22 protein-coding genes are annotated in these 23,955 nt (G+C 58.1%); 12 read left to right on the top strand and 10 right to left on the bottom strand.

Annotation, left to right across the window (positions count from 1 at the left end):
- Window positions 1-49 precede the first annotated feature (49 nt).
- Genes FN806_RS07750 through FN806_RS07765 form a run of 4 tightly spaced genes read left to right on the top strand, consistent with a single transcriptional unit; the run spans window position 50 to window position 3,820 of the window.
- The gene (locus FN806_RS07750) at window positions 50-1,081 is read left to right on the top strand and encodes a branched-chain amino acid ABC transporter permease (RefSeq protein WP_142635752.1); all 1,032 of its coding nucleotides are present in this window, start codon (window positions 50-52) and stop codon (window positions 1,079-1,081) included.
- Window positions 1,082-1,084: 3 nt separating this feature from the next.
- Complete coding sequence (locus FN806_RS07755) at window positions 1,085-2,290, top strand: branched-chain amino acid ABC transporter permease (protein WP_142635754.1); 1,206 nt, start codon at window positions 1,085-1,087, stop codon at window positions 2,288-2,290.
- A gap of 9 nt (window positions 2,291-2,299) precedes the next feature.
- On the top strand, window positions 2,300-3,055 hold the full coding sequence (locus FN806_RS07760) for an ABC transporter ATP-binding protein (RefSeq protein WP_142635756.1): 756 nt from the start codon (window positions 2,300-2,302) through the stop codon (window positions 3,053-3,055).
- A 9-nt stretch (window positions 3,056-3,064) separates the two neighbouring features.
- Window positions 3,065-3,820, top strand: a complete 756-nt coding sequence (locus tag FN806_RS07765; protein WP_142635758.1) for an ABC transporter ATP-binding protein — start codon at window positions 3,065-3,067, stop codon at window positions 3,818-3,820.
- A gap of 324 nt (window positions 3,821-4,144) precedes the next feature.
- On the opposite strand, the gene gph is transcribed toward FN806_RS07765, so the two are convergent.
- Window positions 4,145-4,810, bottom strand: a complete 666-nt coding sequence (gene gph / locus FN806_RS07770; RefSeq protein WP_142635760.1) for a phosphoglycolate phosphatase — start codon at window positions 4,808-4,810, stop codon at window positions 4,145-4,147.
- Window positions 4,811-5,030: 220 nt separating this feature from the next.
- On the opposite strand from gph, the gene hemP reads away from it, so the two are divergent.
- Both hemP and FN806_RS07780 read left to right on the top strand, forming a co-directional pair.
- Entirely contained in the window at window positions 5,031-5,198 is a 168-nt protein-coding gene (hemP, locus tag FN806_RS07775; protein ID WP_142635762.1) for a hemin uptake protein HemP, read from the top strand.
- Window positions 5,195-5,671, top strand: a complete 477-nt coding sequence (locus FN806_RS07780) for a hypothetical protein (RefSeq protein WP_142635764.1) — start codon at window positions 5,195-5,197, stop codon at window positions 5,669-5,671. Before hemP ends, FN806_RS07780 begins: the two co-directional genes overlap by 4 nt.
- 52 nt (window positions 5,672-5,723) lie before the next feature.
- Here FN806_RS07780 and FN806_RS07785 read toward each other — a convergent pair whose 3' ends face one another.
- The 7 genes from FN806_RS07785 to FN806_RS07810 form a co-directional block, all read right to left on the bottom strand.
- Window positions 5,724-8,789, bottom strand: a complete 3,066-nt coding sequence (locus tag FN806_RS07785) for an aminotransferase class III-fold pyridoxal phosphate-dependent enzyme (protein ID WP_185956646.1) — start codon at window positions 8,787-8,789, stop codon at window positions 5,724-5,726.
- A 108-nt stretch (window positions 8,790-8,897) separates the two neighbouring features.
- A complete protein-coding gene (locus FN806_RS07790) occupies window positions 8,898-9,770 on the bottom strand; it encodes an NAD(P)-dependent oxidoreductase (RefSeq protein WP_142635766.1) in 873 nt (290 codons plus the stop codon).
- Window positions 9,771-9,867: 97 nt separating this feature from the next.
- Entirely contained in the window at window positions 9,868-10,257 is a 390-nt protein-coding gene (gene cueR, locus FN806_RS07795) for a Cu(I)-responsive transcriptional regulator (protein ID WP_142635768.1), read from the bottom strand.
- Window positions 10,254-12,734, bottom strand: a complete 2,481-nt coding sequence (locus tag FN806_RS07800; RefSeq protein WP_142635770.1) for a heavy metal translocating P-type ATPase — start codon at window positions 12,732-12,734, stop codon at window positions 10,254-10,256. The genes cueR and FN806_RS07800 overlap by 4 nt, the downstream gene beginning before the upstream one ends.
- 103 nt (window positions 12,735-12,837) lie before the next feature.
- Window positions 12,838-12,999, bottom strand: a complete 162-nt coding sequence (locus FN806_RS20430) for a hypothetical protein (RefSeq protein WP_185956647.1) — start codon at window positions 12,997-12,999, stop codon at window positions 12,838-12,840.
- A gap of 47 nt (window positions 13,000-13,046) precedes the next feature.
- Complete coding sequence (locus FN806_RS07805) at window positions 13,047-13,667, bottom strand: pyridoxamine 5'-phosphate oxidase family protein (protein WP_142635772.1); 621 nt, start codon at window positions 13,665-13,667, stop codon at window positions 13,047-13,049.
- Window positions 13,668-13,679: 12 nt separating this feature from the next.
- Window positions 13,680-14,144 (bottom strand): nuclear transport factor 2 family protein, encoded by a 465-nt coding sequence (locus tag FN806_RS07810; RefSeq protein ID WP_142635774.1) that lies wholly within the window; start codon window positions 14,142-14,144, stop codon window positions 13,680-13,682.
- 296 nt (window positions 14,145-14,440) lie between these two features.
- On the opposite strand from FN806_RS07810, the gene FN806_RS07815 reads away from it, so the two are divergent.
- Complete coding sequence (locus tag FN806_RS07815) at window positions 14,441-15,016, top strand: TetR/AcrR family transcriptional regulator (RefSeq protein WP_142635776.1); 576 nt, start codon at window positions 14,441-14,443, stop codon at window positions 15,014-15,016.
- Window positions 15,017-15,122: 106 nt separating this feature from the next.
- Complete coding sequence (locus tag FN806_RS07820; RefSeq protein ID WP_142635778.1) at window positions 15,123-16,280, top strand: acyl-CoA dehydrogenase family protein; 1,158 nt, start codon at window positions 15,123-15,125, stop codon at window positions 16,278-16,280.
- A 55-nt stretch (window positions 16,281-16,335) separates the two neighbouring features.
- Here the strand turns inward: FN806_RS07820 and FN806_RS07825 are convergent, their stop codons facing one another.
- Entirely contained in the window at window positions 16,336-17,229 is an 894-nt protein-coding gene (locus FN806_RS07825; RefSeq protein WP_142635780.1) for a LysR substrate-binding domain-containing protein, read from the bottom strand.
- Between the two features lie 98 nt (window positions 17,230-17,327).
- On the opposite strand from FN806_RS07825, the gene FN806_RS07830 reads away from it, so the two are divergent.
- From FN806_RS07830 to FN806_RS07845, 4 genes are read left to right on the top strand one after another with little or no spacing between them, the layout of a single operon-like run.
- Window positions 17,328-18,497 (top strand): pyridoxal phosphate-dependent aminotransferase, encoded by a 1,170-nt coding sequence (locus tag FN806_RS07830; RefSeq protein WP_246097201.1) that lies wholly within the window; start codon window positions 17,328-17,330, stop codon window positions 18,495-18,497.
- A gap of 10 nt (window positions 18,498-18,507) precedes the next feature.
- A complete protein-coding gene (locus FN806_RS07835; RefSeq protein ID WP_142635782.1) occupies window positions 18,508-20,700 on the top strand; it encodes a dehydrogenase E1 component subunit alpha/beta in 2,193 nt (730 codons plus the stop codon).
- Window positions 20,697-21,731: an ACP S-malonyltransferase gene (locus FN806_RS07840; RefSeq protein WP_142635784.1), complete on the top strand. Its 1,035-nt coding sequence runs from the start codon at window positions 20,697-20,699 to the stop codon at window positions 21,729-21,731. The genes FN806_RS07835 and FN806_RS07840 overlap by 4 nt, the downstream gene beginning before the upstream one ends.
- Before the next feature lie 41 nt (window positions 21,732-21,772).
- Window positions 21,773-23,041 carry an NAD(P)/FAD-dependent oxidoreductase gene (locus tag FN806_RS07845; RefSeq protein WP_142635786.1) on the top strand — a complete coding sequence of 423 codons (1,269 nt, stop codon included), beginning with the start codon at window positions 21,773-21,775 and terminating at the stop codon, window positions 23,039-23,041.
- Here the strand turns inward: FN806_RS07845 and FN806_RS07850 are convergent.
- Window positions 23,028-23,933, bottom strand: coding sequence for a LysR family transcriptional regulator (locus tag FN806_RS07850; RefSeq protein ID WP_142635788.1), 906 nt, complete (start codon window positions 23,931-23,933; stop codon window positions 23,028-23,030). The genes FN806_RS07845 and FN806_RS07850 overlap by 14 nt on opposite strands.
- Window positions 23,934-23,955: the final 22 nt, after the last annotated feature.

Genomic DNA, 23,955 nt, shown 5'->3' on the forward strand with positions numbered 1-23,955 from the left:
GCTCTCCCGCCTATGGGGGAGTCCACTGGACAGGCCAAAGGTGGGGACTATGGACGCCATTCTTCTGCAAATTCTGAACGGGTTGGACAAGGGGTCGGCTTATGCGCTGATCGCGCTTGGCCTGACGCTGATTTTCGGAACGCTTGGAGTTGTGAACTTTGCCCATGGGGCGCTGTTCATGATTGGTGCGTTCTGCGCGGTGTCTTTGCAAAAACTCTTTAACTTGAGCTACGTGACCCTTGATGAAAGTCAGAAAGATTTTCTGGGCAACCCGCTGAAGGTTGAAACCCCGTATATAGAGGCCTGGTTCGGCCCCGAGATTGGCGCGTCAATCATAGATTGGTCCGTTCCTCTGGCTGTCCTGTTCGCGATCCCGATCATGTTGTTTGTCGGCTACGTGATGGAGCGCGGGCTGATCAAACATTTTTACAAGCGCCCTCATGCGGATCAGATCCTTGTGACTTTTGGCCTGGCGATCGTGCTGCAGGAGATCATCAAATATTTCTTCGGTGCCAATCCGATCCAGACCCCGCCCCCCGATATGCTGAGTGGGTCTGTTGATCTTGGCATCATGGTTGGATTCGATCCCAACGCCATCATCTATCCGATCTGGCGGCTGGTCTATTTCGGGTTTGCCGTTGGCATTATCGGAGCGGTGTTCTCGTTCCTGCAATTCACAACCTTTGGCATGGTCGTGCGGGCTGGCATGGCAGATCGTGAAACGGTGGGCCTGCTGGGGATAAATATCGACAGGCGGTTTACCATCATGTTCGGGATTGCGGCCGCGGTCGCGGGTCTTGCCGGGGTGATGTACGGGCCGCTCAACCCCCCAAATTATCACATGGGCATGGACTTTCTGGTTCTCAGCTTTGTGGTTGTGGTTGTGGGGGGGATGGGCTCATTGCCGGGCGCGGTTCTGGCCGGGTTCCTGCTGGGCGTGCTCGAAAGCTTTGCGTCGACCACCTGGGCCACGACCACGATCCCTGGCATCAACCAGATCATCATCTACCTTGTCGCCATCATCGTGCTTTTGACCCGTCCACGCGGGTTGATGGGGCGCAAAGGCGTGATGGAGGAATAAGCCATGTTGGGACTGAACAAGAGAGATACCAGCCTGCTGATCATCGTCGCCATACTGACCCTGTTGGCGCCCTTTATCCTGAACCCGTTCCCCGAAGGCAGCGCCATGGCGCAGTTCAACGCGGGCTATCCCGATTTGATGCAGCGGTTCGTGATCTTTGGGATCTTTGCGATCGGCTTCAACATTCTGTTTGGATTGACCGGATACCTGTCCTTTGGCCATGCGGCCTTTCTTGGGGTGGGGTCGTATTCCGCAGTGTGGATGTTCAAACTGCTCAGCTATAACGTCGTTCCGGCCATCGCGCTCAGCGTTCTTGTCGCCGGGGTGTTTTCGCTGCTGATCGGATTTGTCAGCCTGCGTCGGTCGGGCATCTATTTCTCGATCCTGACGCTGGCTTTTGCACAGATGAGCTTTGCTCTGGCCTATTCGGTGCTTTCGAACCCAAAATTCAACCTGACAAATGGTGAGACCGGCTTGCAGGTCTATGCGGACGATCCGCAGATCCTGCAATCGGCCAGCGCGCCGAACCTACCGCATCTGTTCGGCATTCCCATGCGCGCGACCTATACGTTGGATGTGGGTGCCTGGAGCTTTGACTTTAACGCGGGCTATTACCTGTGTGCGGTGATCATGATGGCGGTGTTCTATCTCTCTATCCGCATATTCCGCTCGCCCTTTGGCATGATGCTGCGGGCGGTGAAATCCAACCAGCAGCGGATGAATTATACCGGTCTAAATTCGAAACCCTACACACTGGCAGCCTTTGTGATTTCGGGCATGTATGCCGGTCTGGCGGGGGGGCTGATGGCCGCCATGGACCCGCTGGCCGGGGCCGAACGGATGCAGTGGACTGCCTCGGGCGAGGTGGTGCTGATGACAATTCTGGGCGGTACAGGGACCCTGATCGGGCCGGTACTGGGAGCAGGCTTTATCAAGTATTTCGAAAACATCTTCTCGAAGATCAACGACAATGTTCTGCACAGCTGGTTCGCTTTCCTGCCCGATGGGCTTGAGGACGCGGTTGTGTTCCTGATCCATCCGTTCATCGGCAAGGGTTGGCATTTGACGCTGGGTATCCTGTTCATGCTGGTGGTGATCTATCTGCCGGGTGGGCTGGTTGAAGGTGGTCAGCGGCTGATGGGTTGGTTCAAGCGTAAGAAACCGGGCGCCGATGATGCCCCGAAGGGCAAAACCGAGCCAGCGGAATAAGGGGGCACCATGGCAATTCTACGAGTCAAAGACGTCAGCAAACGCTTCGGTGGCCTCAAGGCGCTGTCGGATGTGAACCTCAACGTCGAAGAAAACTCGGTCCACGCGATCATCGGCCCGAACGGTGCGGGCAAGTCAACCTTGCTGAACTGTTTGGTGGGAAAGCTGATGCCGGATACCGGTTCTGTTTTGTTCGACAACAATTCTGTTCTGGGGTTGGAACCCTATCAGATCAACCAGATGGGTATCAGCCGTGTGTTCCAGACGCCCGAGATTTTCGGCGATTTGACTGTGATGGAGAACATGTTGATCCCGATCTTTGCGATGCGGGACGGCGCGTTTCGGATGCACGCCTATGAAACCATCTCCAGTGAAAAGGCGATTGTCGAGCAGGCCGAGGCGATGCTGTTAGAGATGAACATGGCTGACAAACGCGAGATGCACGCGGCATCGCTGTCACGCGGGGACAAGCGACGACTTGAGATCGGCATGTGCCTCAGCCAGAACCCGCGCCTGCTTTTGCTGGACGAACCCACCGCCGGGATGGCCCGGGCAGATACCAACAACACGATCGACCTGCTCAAACAGATCAAGGACGAGCGTGACATTACCATCGCCATCATTGAACATGACATGCATGTGGTGTTCAGCCTGGCCGAGCGCATCACCGTTCTGGCGCAGGGAACACCTCTGGTCGAAGATACGCCAGAAAACATCCGCGGGCATCCCAAGGTTCGCGAAGCTTATCTGGGTGAGGCCGCGTAAGGAAAAGCAATGAACGAGAAACCTGACTTTTCGAAAAACGCCAATATGGCCAGCACCGCCCCTGCGTTTTTGTCGGTGTGGGACATGCATTCATACTATGGCGAAAGCTATATCGTGCAGGGCGTCAGCTTTAACGTGCACGAAGGTGAAATTCTGGCCCTGCTGGGCCGGAATGGTGCTGGCAAGACCTCGACGCTCAGATCCATCGCGCGGGTCAGTGACCCCGAGGTGCGTCATGGTGAAATCTGGCTGGATCACAAGCCGCTGCACAAAATGACCAGCTATGAGGCCGCCGCCGCAGGCCTTGGCCTTGTGCCAGAGGATCGCCGTATCATCCCCGGTCTGACGGTCGAAGAGAACCTGCAACTCGCCCAGATCGCTCCACCTGTCGGCTGGTCGCTGGAACGGCTTTATGAGCTGTTCCCAAGGCTGGGTGAGCGCCGCAAGCAAGAAGGAATTACCCTGTCTGGCGGAGAGCAGCAGATGCTGTCGATTGCGCGGGCTTTGGCACGGGACATCAAGGTGTTGCTTCTGGATGAACCCTATGAGGGGCTTGCCCCGGTGATTGTGGATGAGATCGAAAAGACTCTGCTTCACGTCAAACAGCAGGGTATGACCACGATCATTGTCGAGCAGAACGCGGTGCGCGCCCTGGAATTGGCGGACCGTGCGATCATTCTGGATACGGGCAGCATCGTGTTTGATGGAGCCGCCAGCGAGGTGTTAGAGAATCCACAGCTGCGCGAGGAATATCTGGCAATCTGAACATGCGGATTCAGCAATTGTTCTGAACCGTCGGGCGGGGTGTTCATCCCCGCCCTTTTTCGTTGTTCAGCTTTCGATTGGCGGTGTCCTGGGGCCGGGTCACCAACGGAAAATGACAATATTCAACGAATTTCTGGAATTTACGGATAGTTTATTATGTAATTTCAATACCCTATCTAGGGCTACGGGAAACCCCCTATATCTTTGATTGGAGCGATTCGTTAACTTCAAATCATCCAAGGAGTTTCCAAGGACCTACCACTTTTCCCCCTTGAGGGGCTGGCTACTTACCCCCTCGGCCGGCCCCTCACTAGTTGGGGGACATCAACCCAATTCCCCCAAAAGCTCACTTACAAGCGCAGGCACTTCGTGCCAGTCGGCGAAGTTACGGGTATGATACAGTTCAGAAACCGGGCTTTTCCGATAACCTTCCGTGAATAGCAAAAATGGCACCTGGGCCCGTTCAGCGGTTTCTGCATCGACCTCACTGTCACCCACGAACAGGCGCGGACCTATAGCGGCCACTGCTCTAAAACTTGCCTCAAGATGGGCTGGGTCTGGTTTGCGCGTGGCCAGGCTGTCACCACCCAGGGTGGCATCGAAATGATGGGTCAGGCCCATCGACTTCAGAACATGGTCAGCCGGTGCTTTGGGTTTGTTTGTACAAACACCCAGAACACATCCCATCTGGCGCAGCTGTTCAAGCGCTTCGGCCACGCCGGGGTAGACGACGGTTTTGTCGCTGGAGGCTGCGTTGTAGTGGGTCAGCGTCAGTTCCGATAGCTCGGCATGGCGATCCATAGGCAGGTCGCAATGAAACATCATGCGTTCTACCAATTTCGGGAGGCCATTGCCGACGAATTGTTTGATCGTGTCCTGGGGCAGGGGCGAGACACCAGTGTCCCGCAGCATTGCATTCGCAGCGGCGGTGATGTCCGGAAGGCTGTCGACCAGTGTTCCGTCCAAATCGAACATAATTGTAGCGCTCATTGAAATCCTTGCCTCTGAAGCTGCACCGCAAGTCCTAACTGGTGTGTTCAGGCAGTGCAATTCAACCCGGTTGCGAGAGTGGGATATTGAGGCTTGACATACCTGACTAAAATAATCAGATTATATTTCAAGCCATCAGCAACCCCAGAAACGGGCCAGCCAGATACCTGAAAAGTAAACCGATAAGGCGCATTGCCCGAAACCTTCCGGAGTGATCCTGATGAATGTTCAGAACCCAAATCCCAGCCAGTCTTTTGCCGTATCAATGCTGCCTGCACATAAGGCTGAAGATCTGACCAAAGGGGGCAATCTGGCCCATATCGAGCTGGGCGATCAGCTGTACACCTTGCGCATCACGCGCGCGGGCAAACTGATCTTGACGAAATGAGCGCGCCTGCAGCCCGGGGTGGCGCGACCGTTGGCCGTCTGTCCGACCTAAGCCCTGTCGAGGCCGGTGCGGTCATGTATCTGCGCCTCTGGGGGGACGGAATGCAAACGCGTATGGATGCGGCGCAGGACTTTCAAATCGCCCTGGGTACGGATCAGGGCCGGGCAGCGATGTTGACGCTGGACCGGCTGTGCTCGCTTTGTGCCCATCACGGGCGGCGCCCGCTGATCCGGCATGGGTTGGGCTGTGTCTGCCTTGGCGCGGATGAAAACTGTTTCGCCCAGATGATTGCGGCGGCATCAGAAGGCGCGCGCGAAGACGCTATGATGATGGCGTCCCTGATCGTCCGTCCCGATTTTGCCCCCGCATTGGCCGCTTTGTCTGAGGAATTAGGGCTGGCTTTGCGACGCATGACGGTCTCGATCCCGATGCCAACCCCAAGACATCAGAACCCCACTGCCACGCTGCACTAAGCAGCAGGGCAGGTGCAGAACCCCGGCGAATGCGCGCCGGGGTTCCGTGCCCTCAGCAGCAGCCGCACCCTGCGTGGTGATGGTCATGATCGCATGAGGGTGGCGGGCTGTAATCACCAACTTCTGCCAGCACATCCCGTAATGCCCACAGGATCATGTCCACATCTTCCGCCTCGATCGTCAGCGGCGGGCGAATTTTCAGGATGCTGTCCTTTGGGCCTTCGCTGCCAATAAGAATCCGGTGGTCGCGCATCCGGTTTTTGACATATTGGCAGATCTCACGGCCTTCAGAGCCATCGGGGTTGATCAGTTCGACTCCAACGAACAGGCCCATGCCGCGCACATCACCGACAGATCCGAAATCGGTCTCGATCTGACGCAGGCCTGTCATCAACCTGTCGCCCATCAGGCGGGCATTGTCCTGCAAGCCTTCATCATCGACGATATCCAGAACTTCTTTGCCGATGCGGCAGGACAGGGTCGATCCGCCAAAGGTCGAAAAGAACTCGATCCCGTTATCAAAGCTGCGGGCGATCTCTTTGGTAGTAACCAGAAGGCCCAATGGATGACCGTTGCCAATGGGTTTGCCCATGACCACGATATCCGGCAGCGCGCCTTGATGCTCAAAGCCGAAATAATATTCGCCCAGACGCCCCAGACCTGTCTGCACCTCGTCGGCGATGCAGACACCACCAGCGGCGCGGATTTTATCATAAACCGCGGGCAGATAGCCTTTGGGTGGTATGATCTGCCCGCCAACTGAAGGGAAGGTCTCGGCAATGAAACCGGCAACGCCCTGACCTTTGTCCTGTAGGGCTGCAATCGCTGGGTCCACTAGATCTGCAAACTTCTGGGCGCGATCGGGGTCGTCGCGCCGGAAAGACCCTCGGTAGTCATCCGCGACCTCAACCAGTTCCACCCAATCCGCCTGACCAACTCCGCCCGGTTTGTTGAACTTATAGGCCGAAATTGCCACGGCGGCGTTGGTATTGCCGTGATACCCATGATCGGGCGTCACGATCCCTTTGGCGCCGGTATGGGCGCGGGCCAGCCGCAGGGCGAGCTCATTGGCTTCGGTGCCGGAATTCACAAAGAAGCAGACCTCGAGGTGATCGGGCAGCTTGGACAGAACCTTATCGGCAAAAGCCGTCTGGGCCGGATGCAGATACCGGGTGTTGGAATTCATCCGCTTGAGCTGATCTGCTGCGACAGCCTGAATGCGCGGGTGGGCGTGGCCCACATGGGGTACATTGTTATACGCATCCAGATAAGGGCGACCCCATTCGTCAAACAGGTGATGCTTCCAACCGCGTACCAGCATGACTGGATCGTCATAGGTCAGGGACAGGTTGCCTCCGAAGTGGTCCTGCCGTCCCTGCAGGATCGCCTGTTTATCGGTCGGCCGATAGAACACCTTGTCATCGGGAAGGTTCAGCAGAGCCGCCGGATTCGGGCAGACGGCGTGCCACAGTTCAAGCTCGTCAGGGTCGCCAACACCCGGCCAGTTGGCCCGCATCCCGTTCGTAGTCAGGGCCAGCTGGAAATGTACATGTGGGGCCCAGCCCCCGTTCTGTGTGACATCCCCAAGCCGTGCAAACGCCGCTCCCTGTGCGACTGGATCGCCCGGGTTCAGCCTGTCGCAGACCTCGGGGTCCAAATGTCCGTAGAGTGTATAGAACGGATCGCCTTGGGGTGTTTCGTGATGCAGGATCACCACCCCGCCATAGTCAAGGTGACTGTCGCGATTCTCGACCGCCTCGACCCGGCCACTGATCGGGGCATTCAGGACAGTGCCGGCAGGCGCGAACACATCCACCGCCAGATGCACGGTGCGTCGGTCCGAAGCTTTCCATGGCCCTTTGCGGAACCCCGGCTCTGCGTAAATCAGGCGGGGTTCATTGTAATATCCCAACCAGAAGTCTGTGCCATATTCCTCGCCAACACGTGCCGCCTCGGCCAGGGGCATGTGGAAAGGATTTTGCGGCCACACCGAGTTTTCGACCGATAGCGAGCCAATGGGCACATCTTTTAGTCCCTGCCCAAACATCTCGGCGAATTGACCGCGATGCGCGGACAGATAGGCGTGGATGCGCTCGGCCCCATCGGTGACCGGTAGACTACAGGCGACGCGCAGGCGCGCTGGCATCAATCCGCCATTGACGCTTTGGTCCTCAAGAAACCGCCAGGCCGGCGCCTGACTGATGGTGACATAAGGATCATCCGGGTTTTCAAGGGCCATCAGGGTCGAGTTCACAACCGACACAGCCAGTCGCATACGCAAGAGAGGCCAGATCAGTTCGACTTCGTCCGCGCGCAGGGGGTTTGCCGCCTGATAGCCGCGCACCAGTGCCGCCAATGCGCGTTCGGGTTGCGGATGATCCAATACGATATAGGCCCCGGCAATCGCCAGATCGCAAACGCGTGGCGCGGCACACATATCGCCAAGGTCAATCAAGCCCGACACCCCCGGGCGCTGGCCAGGCTCTGCTTCTACCAGAACGTTATAGTCATTGGCGTCATTATGAATCGCCTGACTGGGCAAGCCTGCCAACTTGTCTGATATCGCATTGAATTCGGAACATATCTCGGCCAGCACTGCCTGCCGCGCTGGGCTACTAACGGTGTCCAGATGCTGTTCGATCCACCCTGCCTGCGTCAGATTCCATTTGAAATCGCCCCGGGCCAAACCCTCATGCGTGAACCGCTCTAATGCGCGGTCTGTAGCACCCAGAACGCGACCCAGCTTTAGGATCAACTCTTCGGATTTGGGTGCCGATTTCGCATAGCATTGCCCAGGCAGGCATTCCAGCAACCAAACAAGGCGCGGTACCCCCTCGTGATCTTCGATTCGGGGCAGATAGCCCCTCTGCAAATCGGGAAACACTGTAGGAAATGGCAGCCCCGGTGCTTCTGAGGCGATATGTTCTAAGGCTTTGACCTGCAGGTCCACAAGCTCTGCTTCGCATCCGGGGCGCATGACTTTCAGCACATAATCCTGTCCGTTGGTTGCCCGGACCAGAAAATTAAGATCGTATTCGCCGTCCAATCGGGTCAGCCGCGCGTCCAGCCCCCAGTTTTGCCGCAAAGCATTAGCCCAAAATGCGATGATGTCGTTCATTTGAAACCCTGTCCCAGTAAACCGGGGTCCTTTTCATCTGGCTAAAAATATCTTCGGGAGTGAATTGGCCCTGCGGGCCAAGAGGGGGCAGACAGCCCCCTTTTCCCGTTACCCCAATGCGCGCAACCGTTTAATAAGCGAGGACGTATCCCACCGATTCCCGCCCATTTTCTGTACATCCTTATAGAACTGATCAACCAAAGCCGTCACCGGCAGGGATGCCCCTGTTTCATCTGCGGTATCCAAGCAAATTCCCAGATCCTTGCGCATCCAGTCCACCGCGAAACCGTGCTCAAAATGATCGTCCAACATGGTTTCATAGCGGTTCGCCATCTGCCAACTGCCTGCGGCCCCCTGACTGATCACTTCCACAACCGCCCGGCCATCCAGCCCGGCTTTTTCGGCAAAATGCAGTGCCTCGCTGAGGCCCTGAACCAGTCCGGCAATGGCGATCTGGTTGCACATCTTGGTCATCTGACCGGCGCCACTGTCCCCAATGCGGCGACAGATTTTGGAATAGACCTGCATAATGGGCTCGGCCGCGTCATAGGCAGCCTGATCCCCCCCGCACATGATCGACAGAACGCCGTTTTCAGCCCCGGCCTGACCGCCCGAAATCGGCGCGTCCACAAAGGCAATCCCTGCGGCTTTGCCCGCGCCATAAAGCTCTCGGGTTACCTTTGCCGAGACGGTCGTATGGTCGACGAAAACCGCGCCGCTTGACATTGCGCCGAAGGCACCATCGTCGCCGGCGCAGACCATGCGAAGGTCATCATCATTGCCCACACAAGCCATGACAAACTCGGCTCGCTCAGCCGCCTCGCGCGGGGTAGCGGCCATTGAGCCGCCATATTGGGCGACCCAAGCCTCGGCCTTAGCGGTGGTTCGGTTGAAAACCGTGACCTCATGACCTGCAGCCTGCAGGTGGCCGGCCATTGGATATCCCATGACACCCAAACCAAGGAACGCAACTTTTGCCATTTGGTGAACCTCTCTGCTGTCCAGGCCCGGTCAGACGCCGCAAGCCGGATTGTTTGGCAGAGACAAAGCAAAGCTGAAGACAAAGGGCAACCCCGTGTCAGGGTTGTCCGCCCAAATCCTTCAGGATCGGACAATCAGGCCTGTCGTCGCCGGCGCAGGCGTCAATTAAATGACCCAACGTATCGCGCATCGCATTAAGGTCGGCGATCTTCGCTTCGATCTGGACCATATGCGCGCGGGCAACCTTCTTCACATCTGCACTTGCGCGGGTTTCATCCTCATACAAGGCCATCAGGGTCCGGCAATCTTCGATCGTAAATCCCAATGCGCGGGCCCGGCCCAAAAAGTTCAGTTTGTGCACATCCTGACTGCGGAACCGGCGATAGCCATTATCATCGCGCAGCGGTTTGATCAGTCCGATATCTTCGTAATAGCGGATGGTCTTGGCCGGGAGACCGGTTTGGTTGGAAACGTCGCCGATATTCATGACGTCACCATTTGTGGAGCCGCCGGATGTGATCCCTCGGGCAGGCTGGCGCGAACCCTGCGAAGTCGCAACGCGTTGGTGACGACAAAGACGCTGGACAAAGCCATGGCTCCAGCCGCCAGAACCGGGGAAAGAAGCGGGCCGCCAAAAGGATACAGAATCCCGGCGGCGACAGGGATCAGCAAAACATTATATCCAAACGCCCAGCCCAGATTCTGTTGGATATTGCTCATGGTCCGGCGACTGATTTCGACTGCATTGGCAACCGCGCGCAGATCGCCCGACATCAGCACCACATCCGCCGTTTCAATCGCCACATCTGTACCCGTGCCGATAGCGATGCCGACATCCGCCGCAGCCAATGCCGGGGCGTCGTTAATCCCGTCACCGACAAAGGCCAGCTCTCCGAACTGGTCGCGCAGGGCGTTGATTGTAGCGAGCTTTCCGTCCGGCAGGACCTCGGCTGTGACATGATCGATGCCCAGCTTGTCTGCCAAAGCCTGCGCAGTCAGGGCGTTGTCCCCGGTGACCATCGCCAGCGTTAGGCCCATAGTGTGCAGCCTGTGCAAAGCTTCGATCGTGCCCGGTTTGACCGGATCCGAGACCGTAAGAAGTGCCGCAGCCTGACCGTTGATCGCGACGAATACGGGGGTTGCCCCTTCGGCGGCATGCTGGTCGGCCTGTTGGCTCAGCGCGGATAGATCAATGCCGTTCTGCGCCATTAATCTGGGTGAGCCGATCAGCAGATCGTGCCCATCGACAGACGCGCGGGCGCCCAGCCCAGTCAACGATTCAAAGCCGGCGATAGGGGGCAGGTCCGCAGGTCCGGCCCGCGTGATGGCCGTGGCAATCGGATGCTCGGATCGCGCCTCGACCGCAGCGGCCAGCCGTAAAACGGTATCGCGGTCAAACCCATTTATGGTCGTGACATTCGCCAGTTCAGGGCGCCCCAGTGTCAGAGTCCCGGTCTTGTCCAAAGCGATGATCTTGGCCTGTTGCAACTGCTGCAAAGCATCGCCTTTGCGGAACAGCACGCCCAGTTCAGCCGCGCGCCCCGTGCCCACCATGATCGACGTCGGAGTCGCCAGCCCCATGGCGCAGGGGCAGGCAATGATCAAAACCGAAACCCCTGCGACCAGCGCCATCGGCAAGGCAGGCGCAGGGCCAAAGATCAGCCAGATCGCAATGGTCAGTAGGGCAACGCCAATCACAACGGGAACAAACCACGCCGTGATCCGGTCGACTAGCCCCTGTATCGGCAACTTGGCACCCTGAGCTTGCTGAACCATCTGGATGACCTGCGCCAGCACCGTTTCGGACCCAACACGCGTGGCGCGCACGCGCAGCGCGCCCGTGCCGTTGACCGTGCCCCCTATCACCTGATCTTCGGCCGATTTCCCTATAGGAACGGGTTCGCCGGTAATCATGCTCTCATCCACGTATGAGGTGCCGTCCAACACCTGAGCATCGACTGGGACGCGCTCTCCGGGTCGGATCTGCAGCACATCGCTAACCAGTATTTCGGATATGGGTCGATCGACCGTGCCCCCGTCCTGTTCTAGCCGGGCTGTTTTCGGTTGAAGCCCGACCAGTTTGCGAATGGCGGCCCCGGTCCGGCCTTTTGCCCGCGCCTCCATCGCGCGACCCAGCAGGATAAGGACCACGATGACCGAGGCGGCCTCGTAATACACATTTGCACTGCCATGTGGCAGAACCTGAGGCGCAAAGGTGGCCAGGACGGAATACAGATAGGCGGCACCGGTTCCCATCGCGACCAGCGCATTCATATCAGGTGTCCCGCGCAGCAAGGCCGGGATACCCTTGGCATAGAACACCCTTCCGGGGCCGATCAGCAGAACCGACGTCAGGACAAACTGGATGATATGGCTGGTCTGAATCCCGATTGTTGCCTGAACCCAGTGATGAAAGGCTGGGATCATGTGCCCGCCCATCTCGAGTATAAACACGGGCAAAGCCAGCGCCGCAGCGATCAGGGTGGTGCGGATCAGCGCAGAGGCTTCGCCCGGTTTCTCATCGTTGCTTTCGGCCATCCTGGAAGGGTGCGCCGGATAGCCCGCTTTAGTGCTTAGCTGCGCCAGCTTCACAGGATCAGTTGCCCCGTCGGCAAAACGAATGGTCGCGGTTTCAGTGGCCAGGTTGACCCGAGCACTTATGACGGCCGGATCTGCGCAGAGTGCTCGTTCAATCCTTGCGACGCAAGAAGCACAACTCATTCCGTCAATCTGCAGAACGGCTTCTGCCACTGACACCGGATAACCAGCTTTGTCCAGCGCGCCGGTCAGGTCGCTGATCGGCCCGTCATAAGTGACCTGTGCAGTCTCGGTTGGGAAGTTGACCGAAGCCTCGGTAACCCCGGGAACATTGCGCAACGCAGATTCCACGCGGCCTACGCAGGATGCGCAGCTCATTCCGGTGACCTTCAGTCTGATAGTATGTGAGTTGGCCAATCGACTCATCCTGTCCTGTTTCCAACCCTAGATGGGGGTTCCAGTCACAGGAAGGTCAAGGGCAGAGATCATGATTCAGGCACAATCTCTTGTTTCGAGGGCCGTACGGTTCTTAGTCTTGGGCCAGTTTTTCCAGCAGCAGCGAATTATAAAGCGCGGGCGGGGATGTCCGAACAGCTTCGGGAGATGCGAAAAACCCCAGCATAAGAAAGGCAATCGACAGAGCGAAACCAAACAGGACTATGAAGGCTCGGTGAAGCGTTAACGTTATCATGGTGTCAGTCCTTGAATCACAAGTTGGGGAATGCTTGGCACTGGGGCTTATTTCTTATTTTCCAGTTCCCGTTTCAGCCGGTCATTTTCTGCCTGAAGTTGGGCCAGCTGCTGGCCCAATTCGTTCAGGTGGGGGCGCAGCTCGGCCTCGGTGAATCGTGGGGTAATGTGACTTGGGCAATTCCAGTCCAGACCTTCGACCTTGATAATGACGGCGCGTTCGGCCGGGGTCTGGGTGCCTTCAGGGGAGAGGCTGGCAGCCGCCGCAGCGCCTTCGGCAATTTCGACACGCCCAAGTATTTTCAGGCGTCGCTGGTTGGCATAATCCATCAGGATCAGCGCAACCCGGTCATTGCCATCCAAATTCCCGCGCGAGATATACTGTTTGTTGCCCGAAAGATCAGCATACCCGATGGTCTGCGCATCAAGTACTCGTAAAAACCCCGCGGGTCCGCCACGATACTGCACATATGGCCAGCCGGTCTCGGACACGGTTGATTGGTAGAACCCGTCGCGGGCCTCGATGAACTCTTTTTCGGCGGCTCTGATTTCGTGACCCTGCACAGGGCCGCTTTCCAGGAATTTCGCATAGGTTTTTGCCGATCCCATCCTTTCTTGATGGGTGAGAACGGCAGGCGTGAAGGTTAGTTTGGAAAAAGCACGTGGCATAATAGGTCCTTTCTACAGGCCCAGATCAGACAGGCCGGGATGGTCGTCAGGGCGCGGACCAAGAGGCCAAAGGAAAACCCGATCCTGTTGCCTGATCGGAAGGTCGTTCAGCGAGGCATGACGTTTGGCCATCCGACCATCCCTATCGAATTCCCAGTTCTCGTTACCATATGAGCGGAACCACTGGCCGCTGTCGTTCCGCCATTCATAGGCATAGCGCACGGCAATACGGTTTTCCGAATAGGCCCAGAGTTCTTTGATCAGCCGGTACTCCTGCTCATTTCTCCACTTGCGGGTCAAAAGCGCGTGAATTTCAGCATGGCCCGCGACAAACTCGGCCCGATTCCGCCATTGGCTGTCCTCGGTATAGGCGGGCGTCACGATATCCGGATCGCGGCTGTTCCAAGCATTTTCAGCCATGCGGACCTTTTGTGTAGCGGTCTCAGCAGTGAATGGCGGCAGAGGGGGGCGGCTCATGTCATGATCCTTCAGGTCAGCGATGCAGCGAGCAGCGCAAGGGTCAACAGAATTGGGATGTACTGGCGGTTGAAGGGGCTGGTACGGCGTTTCATGACGGCTCCATAGTTAACTGATCGGTACATCATGTTGTTAAGGTGTACTGATCGGTACCTATTTGCAAGGGGCGCCTGTAAAATATCTAAAATTTTTCTCTATCCAGGTGGAAAATAAAGAGAATTTCCTGAACATTGGTGGCCCTTGCGGATTATGGAGGGTACAATTATGTACAGATCGGTACGTATAGGAGGCGAATCATGCGCCCAAACAAAAGGGATGAGCTGGTCCGCAAGGCCCTAAAGGTCTTTTATCGTGACGGTTTTCATGCGACCGGCATGGACAAGCTGGTGGCTGAGACGGGTGTGTCGAAGACTTCGATGTACAAACATTTCCGCACCAAGGAAGATCTGATACTGGCGGCTTTGCGCTTGCGGGACGAGAATTTCCGCAACTGGTTCATGCGTCGTGTCGAGGAATTGGCCGACACCCCTGCGGACCAGTTGATTTCAAGCTTTGATGCACTGGGCGAGTGGTTCGCCGAAGACGGGTTTCGCGGCTGCATGTTCATCAAGGCTGGCGCCGAGTTCCAGGAGAAAGAGCACCCGATCCACGTGCAGGCGGCGGAACACAAGCGGTTGTTGTTGGAATATTTCACGGATCTGGCCCGCAAAGCCGGTGCCTTCGACCCTGAAAGCCTGGGATGTCAGATTCTTCTGCTGAAAGAAGGGGCAATCGTGACGGCGGTTCTGTTGAAAAGCTGTGATCCCGCGCAAGATGCCAAAGCTGCAGCGCGGGTCTTGCTGGAAAACGCGTTGGCCGCACCGATCCAGTGACCCGGCGAAATCTTCCAAAAGACGTTGCGTAGCGTTTCATCCAACGCATTGGATTACTTGGCGGTCCAACTTACGCTGGCGGCAAGTTGATCTTGGAGGATGCGCAATGTCTCTTATTACCCCTACATCCAGCTGGGTGTCCGAAGAGCACCAGATGTTTGCCGAAATGGCGAACCGTTTCATGCAGGACGAACTGGTGCCCAATATCGAGCGCTGGACCGAAAACGGGGTTGTTGATCGTGCGTTCTGGCGCAAGGCCGGTGACATGGGACTGATGGCTGGCGCGATCACCGAAGAACACGGCGGTGTCGGTGGCGGCATGGGATTTGATGCTCTGACCATGTACGCCCAGACCTCGCACGGAGATTCCGGTTGGGGCTATGCGATCCAGTCGATTGTCATCCACTATATCACCGCTTATGGCAGCGAAGATCAAAAGTTGAAATGGCTGCCGAAACTCGCCTCGGGCGAGATGGTTGGCGCGCTGGCCATGACAGAGCCCGGAACCGGTTCGGATGTGCAGTCGATCCGCACAACTGCGGAAAAGAACGGTAACTCCTACTGTCTGAACGGATCCAAGATCTTTATCACCAATGGGCAATCTGCGGACTTGATCCTTGTGGCCGCAAAGACCGACAAGACCCAAGGGTCGAAAGGGGTATCGTTGGTCGCGGTCGAAACGCAGGGCGCAGATGGGTTCCGCAAGGGGCGGAACCTCAAGAAACTGGGCATGAAGTCCAATGACACGGCCGAGCTGTTCTTTGAGGACGTCAAGGTCCCGATGACAAACCTGATTGGTGCGGAAGAGGGGCAGGGTTTTTACCAGATGATGCGGCAACTTCCCTGGGAACGCCTGACGATTGCAATCGGTGCCCTGGGTGCGATTGATTTCGCGATTGCCGAAACAGTGAAATACACGCAGGAGCGCAAAGCCTTCGGTCAGCGCGTAATGGATTTCCAGAATACCCGCTTCAAGCTTGCCGAGTGTAAAACCAAGGCCGAAGTGCTGCGCAGTTTTGTCAACGACTGTATTGCCCGGCTTGAGGCTGGAACTTTGGATGCATCGACCGCGTCGATGGCCAAATACTGGGGGTCTGAGGTGCAGAATGAGATCATGCACGAATGTCTGCAGCTGTTTGGTGGCTATGGGTTCATGATGGAATATCCGATTGCTCGGCTTTACGCGGATGCGCGGGTTCAGATGATCTATGGCGGGACAAATGAGATCATGAAGGAACTCATTGCTCGGTCGTTGGACACATAATCCTGTTCGGGACGCTCCCGCCCCGCAGTTTTCTAGGGTGGTCGGAATGGCCCGGTCACGAGATTTGGTCGACTTGGCCTTGCAGCCAAGAACAGAACGACTTCAGCGGCTCGGATGCCACCCGGGATTGCGGCCAGACCAGAAAGAAATCGCCCAGACTGACGCCTGGGCCTTTCCAGGCGGGAACAAGCCGCCCGGTTTTCAAGTCGTCTTCGACCAGATAGCTGGGCAGCAGCGCCACCCCAAGCCCATGAATTGTGGCTTGTCCCATAGTCGAGAATTGGTCGAACAACATGCCGCCAAGCCCTGATGCCACAAGCCCTTGTGCGGCAAACCATTGCTCCCAGGCGTCAGGGCGCGTTTCCAGGTGCAGCAGTGGGGCATTCATTAGCCAGTCAATCTGTTCCGGGTTTTTTGGCAGAATTTCCGGGGCGCAAACCGGTACAACGTTTTCACGCATGATCGGCAGGTAGTTGACGCCGTGCCAATCTCGACGTCCGAAATGAATCGCGGCGTCGAAATGTTCCGTTTCGAAATCGAAGGGGCGAAGCCGGGTGTTCAGATTGACGGTCACCTCGGGATGTCGGCGAGCAAAGTCCTGAAGACGCGGCGCCAGCCAATGCATCCCAAACGCCGGCAGGATCGACAGGTTCAGCGATCCTCCGGTCGGATTGGCTCTGAGTTTTAGGGAGGCCTGCGCCAGTTGGTGCAAGCTTTTGCGCGCGACCTGAACGTATTCTTTTGCCGCCGGGGTAAGCTGCAGCCGCATCTGGGTTCGCTGGATCAGTTCGATGCCCAGCTGTTCCTCCATCGACTTGAGCTGTCGGCTGATGGCGCTTTGGGTCAGCGAAAGCTCTTCCGCTGCCGCCGAAGCACTGCCAAGGCGGTCAACGGCCTCGAGTGCCAGCAGAGAGGGGATAGACGGCAGAAAACGACGGGGAGCGATCATATGATAATTCCTCATACCTTTCGGATGGAATATCACTGGCTTTTAGGGCCCGCCAGCCCGATACCAAATGAATATTTTGGTCAAGAGAGACGTTGGCAGTGTTCAGGGAAATCGCAGCAGATAGTTTTAGGCGTGCAGACAGGCTGCGCGGGATTGAGTTGTCAGAGATTGTTCAGATCTCTGAGCAGGCTGCACGCCTAAAGGCGCAGGGTGTCGATGTGGTCGCGCTCAGTACTGGCGAGCCTGATTTTCCGACCCCTGAACATGTGATCAAAGCGGCCCATCAAGCGGCGCTGGCCGGGCAAACACGGTACCCGGCGACGGCAGGGGTGCCAGATTTGCGGGCGGCCATAGCCGAGGACGCCGGTGTGCAGTCGCAAAACGTGATCGTCTCAACCGGGGCCAAACAGGTTTTGTCGGGCGCGCTGATGGCAACGCTGGACCCCGGGGATGAGGTGATCACCGCCGCGCCGTTCTGGACCAGCTATGCGGATATGGTCAGGCTGTCCGGCGGTATTCCGGTTGTCTTGGACTGTCCGGTTTCTCAGGGGTTCAAGCTGACCCCAGCACAGCTTGAGGCCGCAATTACGCCGCGCACTCGCTGGCTTTTGCTGAACACGCCCGCAAACCCGACCGGCGCGGTCTATACTGAATCGGAAATTCAGGCCCTGGGTCGTGTTTTGGACAGGCATCCCAATGTTTGGGTGATCTCGGATGAGATTTACCAACACCTGACCTATGTTCCCTTCACGCCATTTGTTCAGGCCGTGCCGCATCTGGCGGATAGAGTGCTGACCGTAAATGGAGTTTCCAAGGCCTATTCGATGACCGGGTGGCGGATCGGTTGGGGTATCGGGCCGTCCCCCCTGATCAAGGCGATGATCGCTGTTCAGGGGCAGATTACATCTGGCGCATGTTCCATCGCGCAGGCCGCAGCGCTGGCTGCAATCACCGGGCCGCAAACGCTTTTGGGCGAACGCCTGCAGGCGATGCGGGCGCGCCGTGATCTTGTGGTTGCTGGGTTGAATGCCGCGGGTCTGGAGTGTGCCGTTCCGGATGGCGCTTTCTATGTCTTTCCCAAAACACCGGCTGAAATGCCGGTCGATCACGAATTCTGCCGGTATCTGCTGGACGAAGTCGGGGTGGCACTGGTGCCGGGGCGTGCCTTTGGTTTGCCGGGCCATCTGCGGCTTTCTTTTGCTTACGCCACCGAAAGCCTGCAAGAAGGGTTGCGGCGCATTTCTGTTGCGACCGCCAGATTGAAGTAGAGGGGCCGCCATGGATCGCGCTCAGATCGTTCATGAGAATTTCCTGACACGTGTGGCGCAAGGCCACCTGCCTGACGGCGCAGCCCCGCGCCCCGGACTTAGCAATACCGAGGCGGTGTCGCTGTACCGGTCGCAGGTTCTCAGCCGGGCGTTGGACCGGACCAGCCGCGCGATGCAGAAGGCGGGGCAGGGGTTCTACACGATCGGCTCGTCCGGCCACGAAGGCATGGCGGCTGTCGCCCACGCGCTGCGGCCCACGGATATCGCGTTTCTGCACTACCGGGATGCCGCCTTTCAGATCGCACGTTCCGAACAAGTGCCGGGCCAGCAAATCGCCTGGGATATGTTGCTGAGTTTCGCCTGCTCGAAAGAGGACCCGATCTCGGGTGGTCGACATAAGGTGCTGGGCTCAAAGGCGCTGATGATCCCGCCGCAGACCTCGACCATCGCCAGTCATCTGCCCAAAGCCGTGGGTGCGGCCTATTCGATTGGCGCGGCGCGGCGGCACCCGCCCGAGCATCGTGAGCTGCCTGCGGACGGGATCGCCATGTGTTCCTTCGGGGACGCATCGGCCAACCACTCGACTGCGCAGGGGGCGATCAATACGGCGGGGTGGACCAGCGTACAGTCGACCCCTTTGCCCCTGTTGTTCGTCTGTGAGGATAATGGGATCGGTATCTCGGTCAGAACGCCAAAGGGATGGGTTCAAGCGTCGATGCAGCACCGGCCGGGGATCAAATATTTTCAGGCCAACGGTTTGGATATTTTCGAAACCTATGCGGTTGCGAAAGAGGCAGCGGAATACGTGCGCACTCGGCGCAAACCGGCTTTCCTGCATCTAAGAACCGTTCGGCTTTATGGCCATGCGGGGGCGGACGTCCCGACGACCTATATGGCGAAATCCGAAGTCGAAGCTGATGAGGCAAATGATCCGCTGCTGCATTCGGTGCGGCTGTTGGAACAGGCCGGGGCGCTATCGTCGGATCAGGCGCTGAAGATATATCAGGATACCTGCGCCCGCACCGACAGGATCGCGGCAGAGGCCGTGACCCGCCCACATCTGACCACCGCGTCCGAGGTCATGGCCAGCCTGATCCCGCCGAAACGCACCTGCAAACCCACCAATGGTCCGGGGGCCGAGGCCCGTGCAGCCGCCTTTGGCGGCGACATGCGCGCGATGGACGATCCCCAGCCGATGAGCCGTCTGATCAACTGGGCACTGACCGATCTAATGCTGGAACACGCCGAGATCGTGTGCATGGGCGAAGATGTGGGACGCAAGGGTGGCGTCTATGGCGTGACCCAAAAGCTGCAACAGCGGTTCGGCCCGGATCGGGTGATCGACACGCTGTTGGACGAACAGTCCATCCTGGGGCTGGCCATCGGTATGGGGCATAACGGCTTTGTCCCGATCCCTGAAATTCAGTTTCTGGCCTATCTCCACAATGCCGAGGACCAGATCAGGGGCGAGGCCGCGACCTTGCCCTTTTTCTCGAACGGGCAATTTACCAATCCGATGGTCCTGCGGATCGCCGGGCTGGGATATCAGAAGGGTTTCGGGGGGCATTTCCACAACGACAACTCTCTGGCCGTTCTGCGCGATATTCCGGGTGTGATCATTGCCTGCCCCTCGACCGGTTCGGACGCGGTGCAGATGCTTCGAGAAGGCTTAAGGCTGGCCCGCGAAGAGCAGCGCGTCGTGGTATTCCTGGAACCCATTGCGCTTTATCCGATGCGCGACCTCCATCAGGCACAAGATGCCGGATGGATGACGACCTATCCTTCACCGGATCGCAGCATCCGCCTGGGCGAGGTCGGGGTACAGGGGGACGGCACCGATCTGGCGATTGTGACCTATGGCAACGGCCACTACCTGTCGCAGCAAGCCTTGCCCGAACTTGAGGCCGCAGGAATCCGAACCCGGATTATCGACATGCGATGGTTGGCTCCATTACCTGCAGAAGCGTTGCGCGAGGCCACCAAAACCTGTGCGCATATTCTGGTCGTTGACGAATGCCGCCGGACTGGAAGCCAGTCAGAGGCGCTGACAACTTTCTTCGTCGAAGAAAGCCCCGGCACCCCAATCGCCCGGGTAGTGGCAGAAGACAGCTTTATCGCGACCGGGCCTGCATATGCTGCGCCATTGCCGTCAAAGGATAATATTGTCGCCGCTGCGCTCAATCTGACTGGAAACCGCTCATGACCCGCACTGCCGTCGTGATCTGCCCGGGTCGGGGCACCTATAACAAGGCCGAGCTGGGGTATTTGCACCGTCATCACGCAAACCGGATGCAGATGATTGGCGGGTTTGACGCCATCCGCGCCAATGCGGGGCAAGCGGCAGTCACGGCGCTGGACGGTGCCGATCGGTTCACGGTCAGCAAGTATTCGCGTGGAGATGTGGCCTCACCTCTGATCTACGCGGCATCTCTGGCTGATGCTCAGGTGCTGGCCGATGACATTGAAGTGGTGGCTGTCACCGGCAACTCGATGGGCTGGTACATCGCCCTCGCCGTCGGAGGCGCGGTGTCGCCCGAGAATGGCTTTCGTGTGGTGAACACAATGGGGACGCTGATGCAAGACCACCTAATTGGTGGGCAGCTCGTATACCCGTTTTCAGACGATAGCTGGGTGGCTGATCCTCAGCGTAAGGCTGAATTGCTGGCGGATGTGGCGCAGATCAACGCGCAGGACGGTCAGGTGCTGGCATTGTCGATTGATTTGGGCGGAATGCTGGTTCTAGCGGGTAACGAAGAGGGCTTGCGCGCGTTCGAGGCATCGTGGCCGAGTGTGCAAGACAGGTTCCCCATGAGGTTGGCAAATCACGCCGCATTTCACACCCACCTTCAAGCTCCGGTGGCTGCGGAAGGGCGCACGCAACTTGGTGCGGAGCTGTTCAAACAGCCTGACCGGCCTCTGATCGACGGGCGTGGCAAAATCTGGTGGCCGGGTGCGACGGACACGCAGGCACTGTGGGATTACACCCTGGGACATCAGGTGACCGCGGCCTATGACTTCACCCGCGCAATCCAGACCGCCGCGCGCGAATTCGCGCCTGACCTGTTCATCGTGACAGGCCCCGGAGCGACTTTGGGCGGTGCCGTTGCGCAATCGCTGGTTCTGGCCGGGTGGCAGGGGATGTGCGATCGGGCAGCGTTTCAGTCGCAGCAAAAGGCGCGGCCTTTCCTGATCGCGATGGGGCGTGAGGATCAAAGGGCTCTTGCGACGACCTGATCCCGCGTCCTAATGGTTTTTGACACCGCAAGGAGCCCGCATTGAGCGACTACGATCAATCCCTTTGGCTAAACACCTGCCGCGAGCATGTGGAGAGCGCCCCGCTGACCAGCGATTTGTCTGTGGACCTTGCGGTGATCGGCGGCGGTTATACTGGCTGTTCCGCGGCTTTGACGGCCGCACGGGCCGGAGCCACGGTCTGTGTCTTGGAGGCACAGGAGATCGGGCATGGGGGATCCGGGCGCAATGTGGGGCTGGTCAATGCCGGACTCTGGGTGCGCCCTGCTGACATTTGCGCCCATCTGGGGGATGCGGACGGAACGCGTCTGATCGAAATCCTTGCGGCGGCCCCAAGTGAAGTATTCAGCGTGATCCAGACACATGGGATCGAGTGCGAGCCGATGCGCAAGGGCACGTTGCATTGTGCGCATTCTGGCTCTGGTCTTGCTGATTTGAAAATACGCCATGCACAGTTGCGTCAGGCAGGCGCTCCGGTCGAGTTGCTGTCGTCGGACAAGACGTACCAGCGCACGGGCAGCGCCACCTTTCGTGGAGCTCTGTTCGACCCGCGCGCCGGAACGATCCAGCCGATGGCATATGTGCGTGGTCTGGCCCGCGCGGCTGCCGCAACCGGGGCACGCGTTCACACGCACAGCCCAGTGATGACGATGCGCCATGTCGATGGCCAGTGGCTGTTGGAAACCCCGCAGGCCACGGTGCGCGCCAAATCAGTGATCCAGGCCACCAACGCGTATCATCGGAACCTGCCCGATACGGCACCGGCCTATGTTCCTGTCTCGTATTTTCAATTCACTACTGCGCCGTTGTCCGACAATCTGCGCGCGAGTATTCTTCCCGGAACCGAAGGATGTTGGGATACCGGCCTGATCATGACCTCTTTCCGAATGGATCACGACGGGCGCTTTATCCTCGGCGCAATGGGCAATCTAGAACATGCGGGCAGCGCCGCGCACACCGGATGGATCAAGCGCAAACTGTCAGAGCTTTATCCTCAGCTTGCGGATCAACCCTTGCAGCAGGGATGGCATGGCCGCATTGCGATGACCTCGGACCACATTCCCAAGATCACCCGGATCGGACCGGATGCGGTTTCGATCCATGGCTATTCAGGCCGGGGTATCGGGCCGGGCACGGTGTTTGGCCGTATGGCGGCTGAGAGCCTTTTGGCAGGGGATCCGGCGTTGCTGCCAGTTCCCGCTGTGGCGGAACATACTGAACGCTGGACCCGCCTGCGTCACGCCTACTTTGAAACCGGTGCTGCACTGACCCATTTGATCAAGGCGCGCTGATGTCAGCTGCTATGGCTTCGATCCTTCTGCGCAGCCAACGATGCGCCGGGTCATTGGCCGACCTTTGGTGCCAGACCATGTAAAGCGGAACCGGGGTGCATTCGAAGGGCAAATGCGCACAGTCCAACCCGGCCAGAGGACCTTGTCTCATCAAGGCGGTATCGGTCGAGATCAACGAGCTGCCCCGCACAAAGGCCGGTATCGCGTTGAAATGGGGCAGGGTCACAACCGGTGCCCTGATCTGGCTTTGATCAACGCCCCGCATGACGGCACGGGCGTTGCGGCCATCGGAAAAGCGAACCTCGATATGGTCGCTCTCGCAGTAGGTCTGCCAACTGTTTGGCGGGGTGCAATGGCCGGCATCATAAAACATCATCAGCGGGCTTTCGAGCAGCCGTTTCTGGTAAATGTCCGGCCCATCCGGTGGCAGAGGGGTGACCATCAACTGACACCGGTCGCTGCGCAACAGGCCCGGATCGGGAACGCCCGATGGGATGAACTCCAACCGTAGCCGTGCACCCTCGGCGCGTGTGTCGCGCAACAGCCTTGGGAATATCACTTCGCGTGGCATGTCATTTGTGGCGATGCGAATGTCGATCTGTTCGGATAACGGGTCAAAGGGGCGACCGTCAGTCAAGGCACGCATCCCGTCCAGCACCGTTTGAATAGGGTCCTTCAGGGACAAGGCACGTTCGGTCGGGGTCAGGCCCTGACCTGAACGTACAAACAACGGATCGCCCAGCACCTGCCGCAGTTTGGACAGCGTGTGGCTGATTGCCGATTGCGTGACCCCCAGCCGATCCGCTGCTTTCGAGACCGAGCTTTCCTCGAGTATTGTCAGAAAGACCCGCAGGACTTTGCCGTCCAAATCAGTAAAATCATTTTTATTCATATTATTTATGATTAAGTATGAA

The sequence above is a fragment of the Ruegeria faecimaris genome (assembly GCF_900182615.1).
Taxonomy (GTDB): Bacteria; Pseudomonadota; Alphaproteobacteria; order Rhodobacterales; family Rhodobacteraceae; genus Ruegeria; species Ruegeria faecimaris.

Excerpts from the sequence above, each read along its gene's own strand:
- FN806_RS07790 (WP_142635766.1), bottom strand. The coding sequence starts at position 9,770 with ATGGCAAAAGTTGCGTTCCTTGGTTTGGGTGTCATGGGATATCCAATG.
- gph (WP_142635760.1), bottom strand. The coding sequence starts at position 4,810 with ATGAGCGCTACAATTATGTTCGATTTGGACGGAACACTGGTCGACAGC.
- FN806_RS07840 (WP_142635784.1), top strand. The coding sequence starts at position 20,697 with ATGACCCGCACTGCCGTCGTGATCTGCCCGGGTCGGGGCACCTATAAC.
- FN806_RS07755 (WP_142635754.1), top strand. The coding sequence starts at position 1,085 with ATGTTGGGACTGAACAAGAGAGATACCAGCCTGCTGATCATCGTCGCC.
- FN806_RS07750 (WP_142635752.1), top strand. The coding sequence starts at position 50 with ATGGACGCCATTCTTCTGCAAATTCTGAACGGGTTGGACAAGGGGTCG.
- FN806_RS20430 (WP_185956647.1), bottom strand. The coding sequence starts at position 12,999 with ATGATAACGTTAACGCTTCACCGAGCCTTCATAGTCCTGTTTGGTTTC.
- FN806_RS07810 (WP_142635774.1), bottom strand. The coding sequence starts at position 14,144 with ATGAGCCGCCCCCCTCTGCCGCCATTCACTGCTGAGACCGCTACACAA.
- FN806_RS07780 (WP_142635764.1), top strand. The coding sequence starts at position 5,195 with ATGAGCGCGCCTGCAGCCCGGGGTGGCGCGACCGTTGGCCGTCTGTCC.
- hemP (WP_142635762.1), top strand. The coding sequence starts at position 5,031 with ATGAATGTTCAGAACCCAAATCCCAGCCAGTCTTTTGCCGTATCAATG.
- FN806_RS07785 (WP_185956646.1), bottom strand. The coding sequence starts at position 8,789 with ATGAACGACATCATCGCATTTTGGGCTAATGCTTTGCGGCAAAACTGG.
- FN806_RS07760 (WP_142635756.1), top strand. The coding sequence starts at position 2,300 with ATGGCAATTCTACGAGTCAAAGACGTCAGCAAACGCTTCGGTGGCCTC.
- FN806_RS07850 (WP_142635788.1), bottom strand. The coding sequence starts at position 23,933 with ATGAATAAAAATGATTTTACTGATTTGGACGGCAAAGTCCTGCGGGTC.
- FN806_RS07765 (WP_142635758.1), top strand. The coding sequence starts at position 3,065 with ATGAACGAGAAACCTGACTTTTCGAAAAACGCCAATATGGCCAGCACC.
- FN806_RS07825 (WP_142635780.1), bottom strand. The coding sequence starts at position 17,229 with ATGATCGCTCCCCGTCGTTTTCTGCCGTCTATCCCCTCTCTGCTGGCA.
- FN806_RS07820 (WP_142635778.1), top strand. The coding sequence starts at position 15,123 with ATGTCTCTTATTACCCCTACATCCAGCTGGGTGTCCGAAGAGCACCAG.
- FN806_RS07805 (WP_142635772.1), bottom strand. The coding sequence starts at position 13,667 with ATGCCACGTGCTTTTTCCAAACTAACCTTCACGCCTGCCGTTCTCACC.
- cueR (WP_142635768.1), bottom strand. The coding sequence starts at position 10,257 with ATGAATATCGGCGACGTTTCCAACCAAACCGGTCTCCCGGCCAAGACC.
- FN806_RS07800 (WP_142635770.1), bottom strand. The coding sequence starts at position 12,734 with ATGAGTCGATTGGCCAACTCACATACTATCAGACTGAAGGTCACCGGA.
- FN806_RS07815 (WP_142635776.1), top strand. The coding sequence starts at position 14,441 with ATGCGCCCAAACAAAAGGGATGAGCTGGTCCGCAAGGCCCTAAAGGTC.
- FN806_RS07835 (WP_142635782.1), top strand. The coding sequence starts at position 18,508 with ATGGATCGCGCTCAGATCGTTCATGAGAATTTCCTGACACGTGTGGCG.